We start from the raw sequence: 15,546 nt of genomic DNA on the forward strand, positions 1-15,546 counted from the left end.
GATCATTCCACGAACGGTTCGACGACGTTGCGCTTGCCAAGCATGAAGGCGTCGGCAACGAGACGGAACGGCGTCAGATCGACGTCGCTCTCCCCCGTCGCCGCAAGCTCGACGAAACGCCGGTAGAGCCCGCGATATTCGGCTTCCGGCTCTTCCGCAAGCACTTTGCCATCGACGGCCATGCGGGCGCCGCCGCCCGACAGTATCATCCGGCCCTGATCGGTCTCCGCCACGATGTCCCAGCTCTGCGGGCCGGTCTGTCGGAAGTCGAATTCGGCCGTGATCGGCAGGCCGCCGGCATCGGTGAGCATCAAATTCGCCGCAATCGGCGCGTCGCGATTGGCGGGGAAGGACAGCTCGGCCGCGGTCACGAAAACCTGGCGTGGCAGGATGCGCGTCAGGATCGAAAGCGCATTGATGCCGGGATCGAATACGCCGAGCCCGCCCGGCTCCCAGATCCAGCCCTGCCCGGGATGCCAGACGCGGACGTCTTCCTTCCAGCTTATGTGCAGGGACTTGATCCGGCGCGCGGAAAGCCATTGCCGCGCCGGGCCGACGGCGGGGGCAAAGCGCGAGTGCCAGGTCGCAAACAGCGTCCGCTTCGCATCTTTCGCCATCGCGACCAGTGGATCGAGTTCGCTGACGCTGAGACCCGGCGGCTTTTCAAGCATCACATGCTTGCCGGCGGCAATCGCCGCAAAGGCCTGCGCGCGCCGCACCTGCGGCGGCGTGCACAGCGACACAGCATCGATCGGCGGGCCCTTTGCGAGCAGCTCCTCGATGGTGGCGAAATGCGGCAGGTCCGGCAGCGAGGCGTTGCGGCTCGCGATGGCGGCAAGTGTTGCGCCCGGTGTCGCCGCGATCGCCGCGACGTGCTGGTCGCGCGCGATCTTCCCGAAGCCGACGATGGCGATACGAAGTTCAGTCACAGACTTTCTCCAGATCCTGCAGATTCCGCCGGGGCTGTTTCGACCGCCGCTGCCTTATGCCGGCGCATGCCGTTGTGAATGACGAACGCCATGGCTTCGGCCGCGGCATCGGGATCGCTGGCTGCGATCGAATCGACGATCTTTTGGTGCCAGAGCAAAGCAGTCTCGCGGTCTTCCGACCCGGCCGGTGCACTGAGCATGAAAGCCGCACGCAAGGCAGCCTCGATCACATGACCGACGGAGCGCATGAACGGATTGCCCGACGCTCGCGCCACCGCAAGGTGCACGGCGAGGTCGGCTTCGGCAAAGTCGACGGACTCGGACGCCTCGCGCCGCATGCGGTCCATGCTGCGCTGAAGCTCGGCGATGTCCTCCTCCGAACGACGCTTGGCCGCGAGCGCCGCCGCGCGCGGCTCGACCGCAAGACGTATCTCGGCGAGATCGTTGAGGAAGCGCCTGTCGATGCCTGCGTCGAGATGCCAGGCCAGCACGTCGGCGTCGAACATGTTCCAGGCGCCGCGCTCGCGCACGACGGTGCCAACCCGCGCCTTGGTGGTGAGCAGACCTTTTGCAACAAGGGTCTTCACGCTCTCGCGAAGCACCGGTCGCGAGACGCCGAACATCGAGGTCAGCTCGGCATCACCAGGCAGCCGTGTGCCTTCGGCATAGCGACCTGCGATGATGTCGACCCCGATCGAGCGGGACACTTCCGCATGGTTGGAATGGGCCCGCCGTGTCGGGATGACGACTATGCGCGAGGTCATGACGTGGCTCCCGCGGGTCTCACGGCCGGCCGGCGCGCGATTGCGATCATGACCTGCTGCAGGACGATGAATGCGAACAGCAGAACGCCGGTCGCGATCTTGGTCCACCAGCTCGACAGTGTCCCGTCGAAATTGATGTAGGTCTGGATCAGGCCCTGAATGAGGACGCCGATGAACGTTCCGACCACCGAGCCCTGCCCGCCCGTGAGCAGCGTGCCGCCGATCACGACCGCCGCGATGGTGTCGAGCTCGACGCCGACGGCCGAGAGCGAATAGCCGGCGCCGGTGTAGAAGGAGAAGACGATGCCGGCGATGCCCGCGAGCAGGCTCGACAGCATGTAGATGCGGATCGTCATTTTGCCGACGGCGACACCCATCAGGCTCGCCGTGACGCGGCTGCCGCCGAGCGCGTAGACATTGGCGCCGAAGCGGGTGAGCTGCAGCAGCAGCGCTCCGCCGATCACGATGACCAGCATGATGATCGCAACCGCCGTCAGCCGCCCGCCGCCCGGTAGTCGCAGCGCAAAGTCCGAGACCGTCGAATAGATCGGCGCGGTGATCGGCACCGATTCCGTCGAGAGCAGGAAGCTTGCGCCGCGCGCGAGGAACATGCCGGCCAGCGTGACGATGAACGGCGGCAGGTCGAACAGATGGATGACGGCGCCCATCGCCGCGCCGAAGGCCGCGGACAGCGCCAGGATCGCCACGAACGCGGCCAGCGGCGGCATGCCCCAGCGCTCGATCGCGAGCGCGACGAAAACAGTGGTGAAGCCGATCACCGAGCCGACCGACAGGTCGATGCCGCCCGAGATGATCACGAAGGTCATGCCGGTCGCGACGATGCCGAGGAAGGCGTTGTCGGTCAGGAGATTGCAGACCACGCGGGTCGAGGCAATGTTGGGAAATTGCAGCGCGCAAAGCACAAAGCCGGCAACGAGCACGATGGCCGTAATGAGGACGGGCGGCAGGCCCTTCATGCTTTCGTCCCCCGGATACGCGCCACGATTCCGGACAGGTCTGTCAGCTTCGGCGATTGCAACAGCAGCACCGCCAGCACCACCACGGCCTTGACCAGGAGGTTGAATTCCGGGGGATAGCCCGACAAGAGAATGCCCGTGTTCATCGTCTGGATGATGAGCGCGCCGAGCACGGCGAGCAAGAGGCTGAAGCGGCCGCCGAACAGCGAGGTTCCGCCGATCACGACGGCCAGGATCGCGTCGAGTTCGAGCCAAAGCCCGGCATTGTTGGCATCAGCCCCCATGATGTCGGCCGCGGCGATCACGCCCGCAAGCGCCGCACAGACGCCGCACCAGACATAGACCGCCAAAATCATGGCGCGCGTGCCGACGCCGGCGAGTTCGCTTGCCCGCGCATTGCCGCCGGTTGCCTCGATCAAAAGCCCGAGCGCCGAGCCGCGCACCACGGCGCCGGTGAGGATCAGCATGCCCAGGGCAATCGCGACCGGCACGGGAACGCCGAGGATGGCACCGTTGCCGAGCCAGACCAGATCGGGCGAGGTGAAGGTGACGATGCGCCCCGCGGTGATGAGCTGGGCGATGCCGCGGCCGGCGACCATCAGGATCAGCGTCGCCACGATCGGCTGCATGCCGAGGATGCCGACCAGAAAACCATTCCAGAGGCCGCAGACGAGGCCGGCGCCGAGCGCGGCCGCCAGCACCACCGGCAGGCCGTGGCTGTCGGCGAGGCTCGCCGCGATGGCGCCCGAGATCGCCATGACGGCGCCGACCGAGAGGTCGATGCCGCGCGTCGCAATCACCAGCACCATGCCGAGCGAGAGCAGCGCCACCGGGGTGCCGCGGTTGAGCACGTCGATCATGCTGCCGAACAGTCGCCCGTCCTGCAGGCGCAGATCGAAGAATTGCGGCGAGACGGCGCGGTCGACCATCAGGATGATGATCAGCGCAAAGATCTGGGCAAGGCCCCGGCGCGGCAGCAGAGCGGTCATGGCCTGCCCTCCTGCGCCGCGCCACTGCCGTCGGCGGCGATCGCCGCCAGAACATTGGAGACGTCGACCGCTTCGCCCTGCAACTCTTCGACATGGGCACGGTCGCGCAGCACGACGACGCGATCCGAATAGGTGACGATCTCGTCGAGCTCGGAGGAGATCACGAGCAGTGACAGACCGTCGTCGCAGAGCTCGCGGATCAGGCGAATGATCTCGGCATGCGCCCCGACGTCGATGCCGCGAGTCGGCTCGTCCAGCACGAGGAGTCGCGGCGAGGTTGCAAGCCAGCGCGCCAGCAGCACCTTTTGCTGATTGCCGCCCGACAACAGGCCGACCGGACGTTCCGGATCGGGCGGGCGGATGTCGAGCAGCTTGACGAAACGCGATGCGATCTCGTCCTGCTCGCGGCGCGACAGCGGCCGGTGCAGGCCGCGCTTGGCCTGGAGTGCCAAGACGATGTTCTCGCGCACCGTAAGCTCGGCCACGATGCCTTCGGTCTTGCGCTCCTCTGGGCAATAGCCGAAACCGTGGCGGACGCCGTCGCGCGGTGTTTGCAGCCGCACGGCTGCGCCCTCCACTTTCGCCTGGCCATGATCGGAACGCTCGGCGCCGAATACCAGCCGCGCGGTCTCGGTTCGGCCCGAGCCGAGCAGGCCGGCAAGGCCGACGACCTCGCCATGGCGCAGCTCGAGATCGAACGGCGCGACGTAGCCGGCCTTGCCGTACCCCTCGAAGCTCGCGCAAACCTCGCGCTCCTGACGCGCGCTCGTGGACGCGCGGGCGCTGGTGGTCTCGGCAAGCTCGCGGCCGAGCATCATCCGAATCAGTTCGAGCCGCGGCAGCGATGCCGTCTCGCGCTCGCCGACCAGCCGGCCGTTGCGCAAGACGGTGATGCGGTCGGAGATTTCATAGACCTGGTCGAGGAAGTGGCTGACGAAGACGATGCCGATGCCGCGGCCGGCAAGCTGGCGCATGATCTTGAAGAGAATCTCGACCTCGTGGCGGTCGAGGCTCGCGGTCGGCTCGTCGAGAATGAGAACGCGCGCCGACAGATCGACAGCCCGGGCAATCGCCGTGACGTGCTGGATTGCGACGGAGTAGCTGCCGAGCGGCGCCGCCACGTCGATGTCGAGGCCGAACTCGGCCAGCAACGCCTTTGCCCGCCGGCGCATCTCGCCTTCGCGGACGATACCGAAGCGCATCGGCTGCCGGTCGAGAAAAAGATTCTGCGCCACCGACAGATTGGGCAACAAATTTACTTCCTGATAGACGGTGGCAATCCCGGCTTCCAGCGCCGCCTTCGACGATCGCGGGGCGACCTCGGCGCCGCCGAGCCGAACGATTCCGGCATCGCGCGGGAATACGCCGGTGACCACCTTGATCAGCGTGGACTTGCCGGCGCCGTTCTCGCCGAGCAGGGCATGGATCTCGCCGGCACGAAGCATGAAATCGACGTCCTGCAACGCCCGCACAGCGCCAAAACTCTTGCTGATCCCACGCACCTCCAGCAGACAAGGGGTAGAATCCGGGCCGGTCTCCATTGCGACGTCACTCCCGCTGGCGTCCGCTTGTAGGGTTGCGGACGTCCAGCCAATTCACCACGCTTAGCAGTTTCGAAGAGGTGCGCGCCACCGCAGGTGCATCAGCCGCGGTAGCGCACGGGAGGCCTCAGTAACCGAGACCCTTCTTGCTGTCGTAGACCTTCTGCGGATCGTCGGAGGCGGTGTAGAGCTTCGATTCCGTCTGGATCCATTTCGGCGGAGCGGTGCCCTTGTCCTTGAAGGCGGCGATGACGTCGAGCGCGGGCCCGGCCATGTTCGGCGTCAGCTCGACCGTGGCATTGGCTTCGCCAGCGGCCATCGCCTTGAAGATGTCGGGAACCGCGTCGATCGAGACGGTCAGGACGTCCTTGCCGGGCTTGAGGCCGGCTTCCTTCATGGCCTGGATCGCGCCGACCATCATGTCGTCATTATGCGCATAGACCGCGCAGATCGACTTGCCGCCGCCTTCGGCCTTGATGAAGCTCTCCATCACTTCCTTGCCCTTGGCGCGGGTGAAGTCGCCGGTCTGGCTGCGCACCACCTTCAGGTTCGGATGCTTGGCGACGACTGAGTCAAAGCCCTTCTTGCGGTTGGTGGCGACGCTGGCGCCGACCGTGCCCTGCAATTCCACGACGTTGCAGGCCTTCTCGCCGACCGTCTTGGCGAGCCACTCGCCGGCGACGGCGCCTTCGTGCACGCTGTCCGAGGTGACCGCGGTCAGATAGAGGTCCTTGCCCGACGGATCGATGTCGCGGTCGAGCAGCACGACCGGGATCTTGGCTTCCTTGGCCTCCTTCAGCACCGCGTCCCATCCGGTCGAGACCACCGGCGCAAGGAAGATCGCGTCGACGTTCTGCGCAATGAAGGACCGGATCGCCTTGATCTGATTCTCCTGCTTCTGCTGGGCGTCGGCGATCTTCAGGTTGACCTGGCGCTTGGCCGCTTCCTGCTTGGAGACCGAGGTCTCCGCGGCGCGCCATCCGGATTCCGATCCGATCTGCGAAAAACCGATTGTGAGCTGGCCGGCATTGGCCGGCAGCGAAAGCAGCAGCGCGGCCGAGGCGGTGGCCGCAAAGAGAGCTTTGAGGATCATCAGGCGTGTCTCCCAAAATATTTATCTCGGATGCCAATTGGTATTATGGCACCAACTAGTCCGCCCCTTGGGGCGGCGGGAGGCACTATTTCACGGAAGTTCGGGCCCGTATAGTCATATTATTTGACTATATGACTGATCACAAAAATTTCTCGCAAAGCATCCGCGGCACTCCTTTGCATGGGGTTGTTTTCGATATTTTTGTGCAAGCAAAGGCCAACATCGGTTTCGAACGTGGTCTTTCCCGATGCCGGCCCCAGGCACTACAGCAGCTTGCGCTGCGCGAGGTTCTTCATCAGCGCGCCGATGCCGAAGCTCCAGGGCTCGCACTCGTCGCTTGTGCGCATGCGGTTGGTGAGCTTGCCGAGCTCGGGGGCTGCGATCGTGACGATGTCGTCGCGCTTGTGGGTGAACCCCTGCCCCGGCGAATCGCGATCCTCGACCGGCGCGAACATCGTGCCGAGGAACAGCACGAAGCCGTCAGGATATTGATGGACGGTGCCGATCGTCTGCGCGACGAGATCGGTGGGGTCGCGGCTGATCTTGCTGATCGAGGAATGGCCGTTGAGCACAAATCCGTCCTGCCCCTTCACGTTGAGGCTGATGTCCAGCTTGCGCGCGTCATCGAGGGAGAAAGTGTCGTCGAACAGCCGCAGCAGCGGGCCGATGGCACAAGAGGCGTTGTTGTCCTTGGCCTTCGACAACAGCAACGCCGAGCGCCCCTCGAAGTCGCGCAGGTTCACGTCATTGCCGAGCGCACCACCGACGATCTTGCCGCGACTCGAGACGAACAGCACCAGCTCCGGCTCCGGATTGTTCCAGGTCGATTTCGGGTGCAGCCCGGCATCCATCCCGGCGCCGACCGACGACAGTACGGGCGCCTTGGTGAACACCTCCGCATCGGGCCCGATGCCGACCTCCAGATACTGGCTCCAGGCGTTCTGCTCGATCAGGATCTGCTTCAGCCGCATCGCCTGCTCCGAGCCCGGCTTGAGCTTCGACAGATCGTCACCGATGAGCCGCGTCACCTCCTTGCGGATGGCTTCGGCCGAGGCCGGATTGCCCTTCGCCCGCTCCTCGATCACGCGCTCCAGCATGGAGATGGCAAAGGTCACGCCGGCGGCCTTCAAGGTTTGAAGGTCGAGCGGCGCGAGCAGCCAGGGCTTTTGCCGGTCGCGCTGATCGGACGGCGTGTTGGCCGCAATCGCCTCGAGATCGCCGATGCGCTCGCCCTTGGTCTCGCGCACCGCCTTTGCCGGATCGCCCTCCTCGCACAGCGCGCTGACGGTCGGAAACCGCGCCGTGATGTCGAATACGCCGTCGCTGCGCACCGCGACCACGGCAGGACCGTTGACCCGCGGCAGCCAGACGCGACCGACCAGCGTGCCGCGCGTCCCGTCCTCAGGCAAAACGTCCTTCGCCGTCAGTATCATCCTGGCCGTTTCCGAATTCATTGCATCGGTCCTTTTCTCATTCGTTGTCATCCGTCCCCTGGCGCGACAGACGCGCCGCTCGCCAGCACCAAGAACACCATTTGCGGGCGCTCCGCCACTGGACAAACGCGATTCAACCAGATCGCGCGCTGTCGCCTATTGCACCGCGGAACCATTTGCGACGCAACATTCAAAATGAGACTGCCCGTTAAGCCACGCATGCCTCCGACGCGTGCGCTGCATCCGAGTTCGGTTAGCCTTCGTTTCAAGAACCGTATGCCTCGTGCCAACGAGCTACCGGCGAAGAATGACGGCAAATAATGACGACCCCAGGGAGGAGAGCAATGTTGAAAGGCAGTGTGGGACTTATCGCGCTGAGCAGCCTGTTGCTTTCGGGCGCGGCGCTGGCTCAGGAGAAGATCAAGGTCGGCGTCACCGCAACGCTCGAAGGCACCTACACCGTGCTCGGTGAGGACGGCATGCGCGGTCACCAGACGGCACTCAACGTGCTCGGCAAGAAGGTCGGCGACAAGGAACTCGAATTCATCGTCGCCTCAACCGACGCAACGCCTGACTCCGCGGTGCGCGCCGTGCGCAAGCTGATCGAGCAGGACAAGGTGCAAATCCTGCTCTCACCGCTCTCCGGTGACGAGGGCATCGCAGTGAAGAACTTTGCGAAGACCCATCCCGAGCTGACCTTCGTCAACGCGGCCTCCGGCGCGCAGGAAACCACTTACGTCGATCCGGCGCCGAACTTCTTCCGCTACAACATGGACGGCGCGCAGTGGCAGGTGGGCCTCGGCAAATACGCCTATGAAACCAAAGGCTATCGCAAGATCGCGACGGTCGGCGAGGATTACTCTTTCATCTACACCCAGGTGTTCGGTCTCGTGCTCGACTTCTGCGGCATGGGCGGACAGGTCACCAACCGGCAATGGGTGCCGCTCGGCACCAAGGACTTTGCCTCGGTGATCGCCGCGCTGCCCGACGATGTCGATGCGATCTATCTCGGCCTCGGCGGCGCCGACGCTGTCAACTTCCTCAACCAGTACCAGCAGGCCGGAGGCAAGGCGCATCTGATGGGCGGCTCGATCATGATCGACCAGACCATCCTGTCCTCCAAAGGCAACGCCAAAAACGCTCTGATCGGCACAATCGCGGCGAGCGGCCAGGCCGACACCTGGGAGGATCCAGGCTGGCAGAAATTCGTGAAGGACTATCAGGACGCCTTCCCGCCGAACAAGCGCTTCCCGAGCCCGTCGCTGCTCGCGACCAACTACTACGGCTCGACCATGGCGCTGATTCTCGCGCTGCGCCAGGTCAATGGCGATCTCAGCGACAATCAGTCGAAGCTCAAGGCCGCACTGGCGAAGATCGAGATCGATGCGCCGAACGGCAAGATCAAGCTCGACTCCAACCGCCAGGCGATCGGCACCAACTTCGTGACCGAGGTCGTCGATGACGGCAAGGGCGCACTGTTCTCGAAGGTCGTGAAGGTGATCCCGAACGTGAACCAGACCCTCGGCTACGACCCGGCGGTGTTCGCCAAGATCGGACTGCCGAGCCGTACAGTACCGGAATGTAAGAAGTACTGACGCAATCACGTTCGCAACTGCGACCGGGGAGCGATTTGCGAGGCGCGGAGGTCACCGCCCTTGCAATCTCTCCCCGGTTGTTGAACGCTAACGGCAAAACAAGAGAACATCGGGAGGGAAAGGCATGAGCCGGGCGCTCGCCATCTTCCATGGCCGGTTCGGTCGCGCAACGGTTTATCAATTGAACCGCCCTTTCAACATCCATGCGCATCGCGAGGGTCATCTGATCTTCCACGTCGGCGGCATGCCGGCATGCATCGATGTCTGTGACCACCGCTTCCAGCTCGACGAAACCTCCGTCGTCGCCGTCAACCCCTGGGAACCGCACAATTTCCTGCCCTCCGATCTCGAGGCCGGCGCGATCTTCTTCGTGCTCTACGTCAACGCCGATTGGTTCGCGCCCGATGCGCCAGGCGCCGACCGGCTGCGTTTCGGCCGCACCCAATTCAAGCGCACGCCAGCGCTCGACAAGCACATCCGCAGGACGGCAGCGCTGGTGTGCGGCGCCCCCTCGCTCTCGAGCCTCGACTCGGAGCTGCGGCGGCTGATCGACATCTGCTACGACGAAAGCTGGCAGCAGGCCGAGATTGCGCGCGACGCCCGCGCAGCCGGCGCCGTCACCGACTTCCGTGTTCGCAAATGCATCAAGCTGATGTCGGAAAGCCCGGGCGCCGAGATGGAGCTCGACACCATCGCACGTGAATCCGGCCTGTCGCGACCGCATTTCTACCGCCTGTTCCGCACCCAGACCGGAGTCACCCCGCATCTCTATCTCAACACGCTGATCATGGAGCAGGCGCTGGAGGCGCTGGTGGCGAGCGAAGCGCCGATCGCCGATATCGGCTTCGATCTCGGCTTCTCCTCGCAGAGCGGTTTCACCCGCTTCTTCGCTGCCAATGTCGGCATGGCCCCGACGGATTATCGTCGCGCCGCCAAGGTCTTGCGCGCGTAAAGCCGCGCGCGAAAAGATACTGACGATCAAACACCACCCTTGTGTCCTCGCTAGGATGCGCGGAACGCGATCCCGCCAGAGGATCGCGAGCCCAGGGAGATGCACGTCCATGGCGTGGTACGCAGCCTGCTCGGGGCTGTCTGACCTGCATCGGGATGATGGTCGGCGCGGCGCCTCCGCGGTGGAGCGATCGCTATGACCCGCTTTGTCGAACGCCATCCTGCCTGGGCGCTTGTCGTCATCATCGCGATTGCGCTCGCGCTCTGGCTGATCTTCGCGGTCTGGCCGCCTGGGCTGGAAGAGGCGATCGGTCGCAAGCGGGTGTTCCTCAACGCCGTCTTCAACGGCGTCACGCTCGGCGGGCTCTACTTCCTGGTCGCGAGCGGCTTCACGCTGATCTTCGGCCTGATGCGCAACGTCAACCTTGCGCACGGTTCGCTCTATTTGTTCGGCGGCTATGTCGGCTACGCCATCAGCGCCTCAACCGGTTCGTGGATCCTGAGCTTCATCGTCGCCTTCATTCTGACGGCGCTGGTCGGCATCCTGCTCCAGGTCGTCGTCTTCCGCCGCATGGAAGGCCAGGATCTGCGGCAGACCATGGTGACGATCGGGCTCTCGATCGTGTTCGCCGACCTCATGCTGTGGGCAGCCGGCGGCGACTTCTACCAGATCCAGACCCCGAGCTGGCTCATCGGCCCCGTCGAGCTGCCGCTGATCACGGCGCTCAAATCCTCGGGCGAGCCGGTCTATCTCCGCTATCCGCTGGTGCGGCTCGTGATCTTCGCTGCCTCCGTGGTGATCGGGATCGCGATGTGGCTCGCGCTCAACCGCACACGGATCGGCATGATCATCCGCGCCGGCGTCGATGACCGCGACATCCTCGCCGCAACCGGCGTGCGGATCCAGATCGTGTTCGTGCTCGTCTTTGCGCTCGGCGCCGGACTTGCCGGCATCGCCGGGGTCGTCGGCGGCACGTTTCAATCGCTCTCGCCGGGCGAGGATATCCGCTTCCTGCTCGCCTCGCTCGTGGTCGTGATCGTCGGCGGCATGGGCTCAATCCCCGGCGCCGCCCTCGGCGCGCTGATCATCGGCCTCGCCGAGCAGCTCGGTTCGGTCTACATCCCGACCTATGCGATCGTCGTGACCTTCCTGATCATGGTGCTGGTCCTGGCGCTCCGGCCGCAAGGCCTGCTCGCGAGGCGCTGACATGTCCGTCACCCACGACGCACGCGTTCCCGTCCGCACCGCTTCCGGCGTGCAGCGACCGGCGATACGTGGCTGGCCGGAGATCGACAATCCCGCCACCTGGATCGTCGCCATCATTCTCTTGATCATGCCGCTCATCGCCAACGGCTTCTTCCTGATCGAGATCTTTGCCACGACGCTGATCCTCGGCACCATCGCGCTGAGCCTGATGTTCCTCGCCGGTTATGGCGGCATGGTCAGCCTGATGCAGCTCACCATCGGGGGCTTCGCCGCCTACATGGTCGCGGTGTTCGGCACCAGCGACAACGCCAATATCAGCCTGGGCTGGCCGTGGTGGCTTGCAGTCCCGATGGCGCTCGCACTCGCCACCGCCTTCGGCACGCTCGGTGGCGCACTCGCGGTGCGGACCGAGGGCATCTACACCATCATGATCACGCTCGCGATCGGCGCCGCCTTCTACTACTTCACCAACCAGAACTGGGCGATCTTCAACGGCCACACCGGCATCAACAACGTCGGCACGCCGCGTTTCTGGGGCGTCAACTGGCGCGCCGACATTCCCTTCTACTACGTCGTGCTCGGCGTCGCCGCGCTGTGCTATTTCGCGGTCGAATACATCTCGCGGGCGCCATTCGGCCTTGCCTTGCAAGGCGTGCGCGACAATCCGCGCCGCATGGCGGCGCTCGGCTTCAACGTCAACGCCCATCGCGTCGCGGCCTACGCGTTTGCGTCTTTCGTCGCGGCGCTGGCCGGCGTGCTGCAGGTCTGGAACTACCGGCAGATATCGCCCGGCTCGGTCAGCGTCGGCGCCTGCATCGACATTCTCATCATTGCGATCGTCGGCGGCATCACGCGGCCGATCGGCCCTTACATCGGCGCACTGATCTTCGTGCTGCTGCGCACCTTTGCGCTCGACTTTCTGGTCAAGATCGGGCTCGACGGCAATCGTTTCCGGCTGCTGATCGGGCTCGGCTTCCTCGCCATCGTATTCTGGTCGTCGGATGGCGTCATCGGACTCTGGCAGCGCTGGCGCCAGCGCACCGGCGCACCACGTTCAAGCGGACGCAGCGGTCATGGATAGCGTCGCTCATCGTCTCTCGGCCGTCGGCGCCGGCGCAGCGCTCGAGCTGCGCGGCGTGACGCGGCTGTTCGGCGCGCTCGCTGCGCTGACCGACGTCACCATCACCGTGCGGCCTGGCGAGCGGCGCGCAGTGCTCGGCTCCAACGGCGCCGGCAAGACCACGCTCTTCAATTGCATCACCGGCGACTTCCCGCCCTCCTCCGGCACCATCCGCTTCTTCGGCGAGGACATCACGCATTTCCCGCCCTATGAGCGCATCCGCCGCGGCCTGAGGCGCACCTACCAGATCTCGGCGCTCTTCCCGGGCCTCACCGTGCAGGACAACGTCTATCTGGCCTGTCGCGGCGTCTCGCGCGGGCGCTTCTCGCTCCTGCGCGCTGGCCCGAATGATGCATTGATGCACGCCGCCGACAATCTCGTGCAAGCCGTCCATCTGACGACGGTGAAGGACCAGCGCGTTGCCGAGCTCGCGCATGGCCAGCAGCGTCAGCTCGAAATCGCGCTGGCGCTGGCCGGCGCCCCACGCTTCGTGCTGTTCGACGAGCCGGCCGCGGGCCTCTCGCCCGCCGAGCGGCTGGAGCTGATCGAGATCCTGACTTCCCTACCCGCCCATATCGGCTACATCATCATCGAGCACGACATGGATGTCGCGCTGCGCGTCGTCGAGAGCGTCACGATGATGCACAACGGGCGCATCTTCAAGGAGGGCCTGCCGCAGGAGATCCAGTCCGACCCCGAGGTGCAGGAGCTCTATCTCGGAGGCGGCCATGAATGAGGTCCGCCGCACCGCCGCCGCACTCGAGGTGAAAGGCCTCGACGTCTATTACGGCCATTCGCACGCGCTGCAAGGCGTCGAACTCTCGCTCGACGCGGGCGTGTTCTCCGTCGTCGGCCGCAACGGCATGGGCAAGACAACGCTGTGCAAGGCCATCATGGGGCTCGTGCGGGTGAGCGGCGGCTCGATCCGCATTCGGGGCGAAGACATCACGAGGCGGCCGCCGGCACATATCGCGCGTCTCGGCGTCGGCTATGTGCCGCAGGGACGCCGCCTTTGGCGCTCGCTCAGCGTCGACGAGCATCTGCGGCTTGCCGGCGGTATCCGCAGCGGCGCCTGGACCGTCGAGCGCGTCTACGACACTTTTCCGCGTCTCGCAGAGCGCAAGGGCCATGGTGGCGGCCAGCTCTCCGGCGGCGAGCAGCAGATGCTCGCCATCTCGCGCGCGCTTCTCACCAATCCCCAGCTCTTGATCATGGACGAGCCGACCGAGGGCCTTGCGCCCGTTATCGTCGCCCAGGTCGAGGAGATGCTGCTTCGCCTTGGCGAGGACGGCGACATGTCGGTGCTCGTCATCGAGCAGAACATCGGCGTTGCCACCGCGGTCTCGCGCAACGTCGCGATCATGGTCAACGGTCGCATCAACCGCATCATCGATTCCGTTCGCCTCGCCGCCGACCGCGACTTGCAGCAGCGCCTGCTCGGCGTCGGGCTGCACGCCGGGCTCGAGCCTGATGTCGATGTACCCGCGGCCGGCGCTGAGACAAGACCAGCGCAGCAGCCTGCGCGCCCGAGCGGCCCGATCCGCATCTACATCTCCAACCCGACCCCGCCGACGCGCTGGTCGCAGCCGGTTCCGATCGCGCGCATCGAGGCCGCAGCTCGCACGCTCTCGACGCAAGTGGCGCGTCTCGACGAGACCGCGCGGCGCAGGCGCGAGCCGGTCACGACTCAGACCGCCGGACCGCCCGTCGTGCTCGTCGTCGGCACGCTCGACACCAAGGGCACGGAGCTGCGCTTCATTCGCGACGTCATCGCAGAAAGCGGTTTGCGCACGCGGCTCGTTGATGTCTCGACCAGCGGCAGGCCCACGAGCTGCGACGTCTCTGCCCAGGAAATCGCGCTGAACCATGGCCGTGGCGGATCAGCCGTGTTCGGCTCCGACCGCGGCGCTGCCGTGACCGCGATGGCCGATGCCTTCGCCAACTGGCTCCGCCGCCAGGGTAACGTCGCAGGTGTCATCTCGGCCGGCGGCTCCGGCGCGGCCTCGCTCGTTGCACCCGGCATGCGCGCCCTTCCCGTCGGCGTGCCGAAGCTGATCATCTCCTCGGTCGCTTCCGGCGATGTCGGCCCCTATGTCGGGCCGGCCGACATCACCATGATGTATTCGGTCACTGACGTGCAGGGCCTCAACTCGATCTCCCGCGCGGTGCTCGCCAACGGTGCCAACGCGCTCGCCGGCATGGTCAAGGCACGTCTCGATCAGCGCGAGGCAAAAGAGCGCGCCGTGGACGCAAGCCTGCCCGCAATCGGCATCACCATGTTCGGCGTGACCACGCCCGCGGTGCAGAAGATCACAACCGATCTGCGCGATGATTTCGAATGCCTCGTCTTCCACGCCACCGGCGTCGGCGGGCGCTCGATGGAGAAGCTGGTCGACTCCGGCCAGCTTGCCGGCGTAATCGATCTCACGACCACGGAAGTCTGCGACCTCCTTATGGGCGGCGTATTTCCAGCGACCGAAGATCGCTTCGGTGCGATCATCCGCAGCCGAGTGCCCTATGTCGGCTCCGTGGGTGCGCTCGACATGGTCAATTTCGGGGCGCCCGACACCATCCCCGAGCGCTATCGCGGCCGTAAATTCCACGTCCACAACCCACAGGTCACCCTGATGCGAACCACGGTGGACGAGAACGAGCGTATGGGGCGATGGATCGGCGAGCGGCTCAATCAGATGGACGGGCCGGTGCGGTTCTTCATATCCGAGGGCGGCGTCTCCGCGCTCGATAGGCAGGGACAGCCGTTCTGGGATCCCGAAGCCGATGCCACGCTCTTCCGTGCGCTCGAACGCACGGTGCGGCAGACGAGCAATCGCCAGCTCATCCGCGTCAAGAACAACATCAACGATTCCGAGTTCGCCTCCACGATCGTCAGTGCGTTCAAAACCCTGTTCGGACGCACCGGGGCGCGCCGGAGAATGGCGAGGTGACC

General features: G+C 65.2%; 13 protein-coding genes. 6 read left to right on the top strand and 7 right to left on the bottom strand.

The window, feature by feature from the left end; translation table 11 throughout:
- Positions 1–2: 2 nt before the first annotated feature.
- From QA640_RS28435 to QA640_RS28465, 7 genes are all read right to left on the bottom strand, one after another.
- Positions 3–929, bottom strand: coding sequence for a Gfo/Idh/MocA family oxidoreductase (locus QA640_RS28435; protein WP_283036182.1), 927 nt, complete (start codon positions 927–929; stop codon positions 3–5).
- Positions 926–1,693 carry a FadR/GntR family transcriptional regulator gene (locus tag QA640_RS28440; RefSeq protein WP_283036183.1) on the bottom strand — a complete coding sequence of 256 codons (768 nt, stop codon included), beginning with the start codon at positions 1,691–1,693 and terminating at the stop codon, positions 926–928. Before QA640_RS28440 ends, QA640_RS28435 begins: the two co-directional genes overlap by 4 nt.
- Positions 1,690–2,670: a galactofuranose ABC transporter, permease protein YjfF gene (gene yjfF / locus QA640_RS28445; protein WP_283036184.1), complete on the bottom strand. Its 981-nt coding sequence runs from the start codon at positions 2,668–2,670 to the stop codon at positions 1,690–1,692. Before yjfF ends, QA640_RS28440 begins: the two co-directional genes overlap by 4 nt.
- Entirely contained in the window at positions 2,667–3,659 is a 993-nt protein-coding gene (locus tag QA640_RS28450; RefSeq protein ID WP_283036185.1) for an ABC transporter permease, read from the bottom strand. The genes yjfF and QA640_RS28450 overlap by 4 nt, the downstream gene beginning before the upstream one ends.
- Positions 3,656–5,200, bottom strand: a complete 1,545-nt coding sequence (locus tag QA640_RS28455) for a sugar ABC transporter ATP-binding protein (protein WP_283036186.1) — start codon at positions 5,198–5,200, stop codon at positions 3,656–3,658. Before QA640_RS28455 ends, QA640_RS28450 begins: the two co-directional genes overlap by 4 nt.
- Before the next feature lie 127 nt (positions 5,201–5,327).
- A complete protein-coding gene (ytfQ, locus tag QA640_RS28460) occupies positions 5,328–6,293 on the bottom strand; it encodes a galactofuranose ABC transporter, galactofuranose-binding protein YtfQ (protein ID WP_283036187.1) in 966 nt (321 codons plus the stop codon).
- Positions 6,294–6,556: 263 nt separating this feature from the next.
- Positions 6,557–7,726: a fumarylacetoacetate hydrolase family protein gene (locus tag QA640_RS28465; RefSeq protein ID WP_283042916.1), complete on the bottom strand. Its 1,170-nt coding sequence runs from the start codon at positions 7,724–7,726 to the stop codon at positions 6,557–6,559.
- A 344-nt stretch (positions 7,727–8,070) separates the two neighbouring features.
- On the opposite strand from QA640_RS28465, the gene QA640_RS28470 reads away from it, so the two are divergent.
- The 6 genes from QA640_RS28470 (at position 8,071) to QA640_RS28495 (ending at position 15,544) form a co-directional block, all read left to right on the top strand.
- Positions 8,071–9,321, top strand: a complete 1,251-nt coding sequence (locus tag QA640_RS28470) for an ABC transporter substrate-binding protein (protein WP_283036188.1) — start codon at positions 8,071–8,073, stop codon at positions 9,319–9,321.
- Between the two features lie 124 nt (positions 9,322–9,445).
- Positions 9,446–10,273, top strand: coding sequence for an AraC family transcriptional regulator (locus QA640_RS28475; RefSeq protein WP_283036189.1), 828 nt, complete (start codon positions 9,446–9,448; stop codon positions 10,271–10,273).
- Between the two features lie 195 nt (positions 10,274–10,468).
- Complete coding sequence (locus tag QA640_RS28480; protein WP_283036190.1) at positions 10,469–11,479, top strand: branched-chain amino acid ABC transporter permease; 1,011 nt, start codon at positions 10,469–10,471, stop codon at positions 11,477–11,479.
- Between the two features lies 1 nt (position 11,480).
- The gene (locus tag QA640_RS28485) at positions 11,481–12,560 is read left to right on the top strand and encodes a branched-chain amino acid ABC transporter permease (RefSeq protein WP_283036191.1); all 1,080 of its coding nucleotides are present in this window, start codon (positions 11,481–11,483) and stop codon (positions 12,558–12,560) included.
- On the top strand, positions 12,553–13,335 hold the full coding sequence (locus QA640_RS28490) for an ABC transporter ATP-binding protein (RefSeq protein WP_283036192.1): 783 nt from the start codon (positions 12,553–12,555) through the stop codon (positions 13,333–13,335). The genes QA640_RS28485 and QA640_RS28490 overlap by 8 nt, the downstream gene beginning before the upstream one ends.
- Entirely contained in the window at positions 13,328–15,544 is a 2,217-nt protein-coding gene (locus QA640_RS28495; RefSeq protein ID WP_283036193.1) for an ABC transporter permease, read from the top strand. The genes QA640_RS28490 and QA640_RS28495 overlap by 8 nt, the downstream gene beginning before the upstream one ends.
- The last annotated feature ends 2 nt before the right edge of the window (positions 15,545–15,546 follow it).

The sequence above is a fragment of the Bradyrhizobium sp. CB82 genome, from assembly GCF_029714405.1.
GTDB lineage: Bacteria > Pseudomonadota > Alphaproteobacteria > Rhizobiales > Xanthobacteraceae > Bradyrhizobium.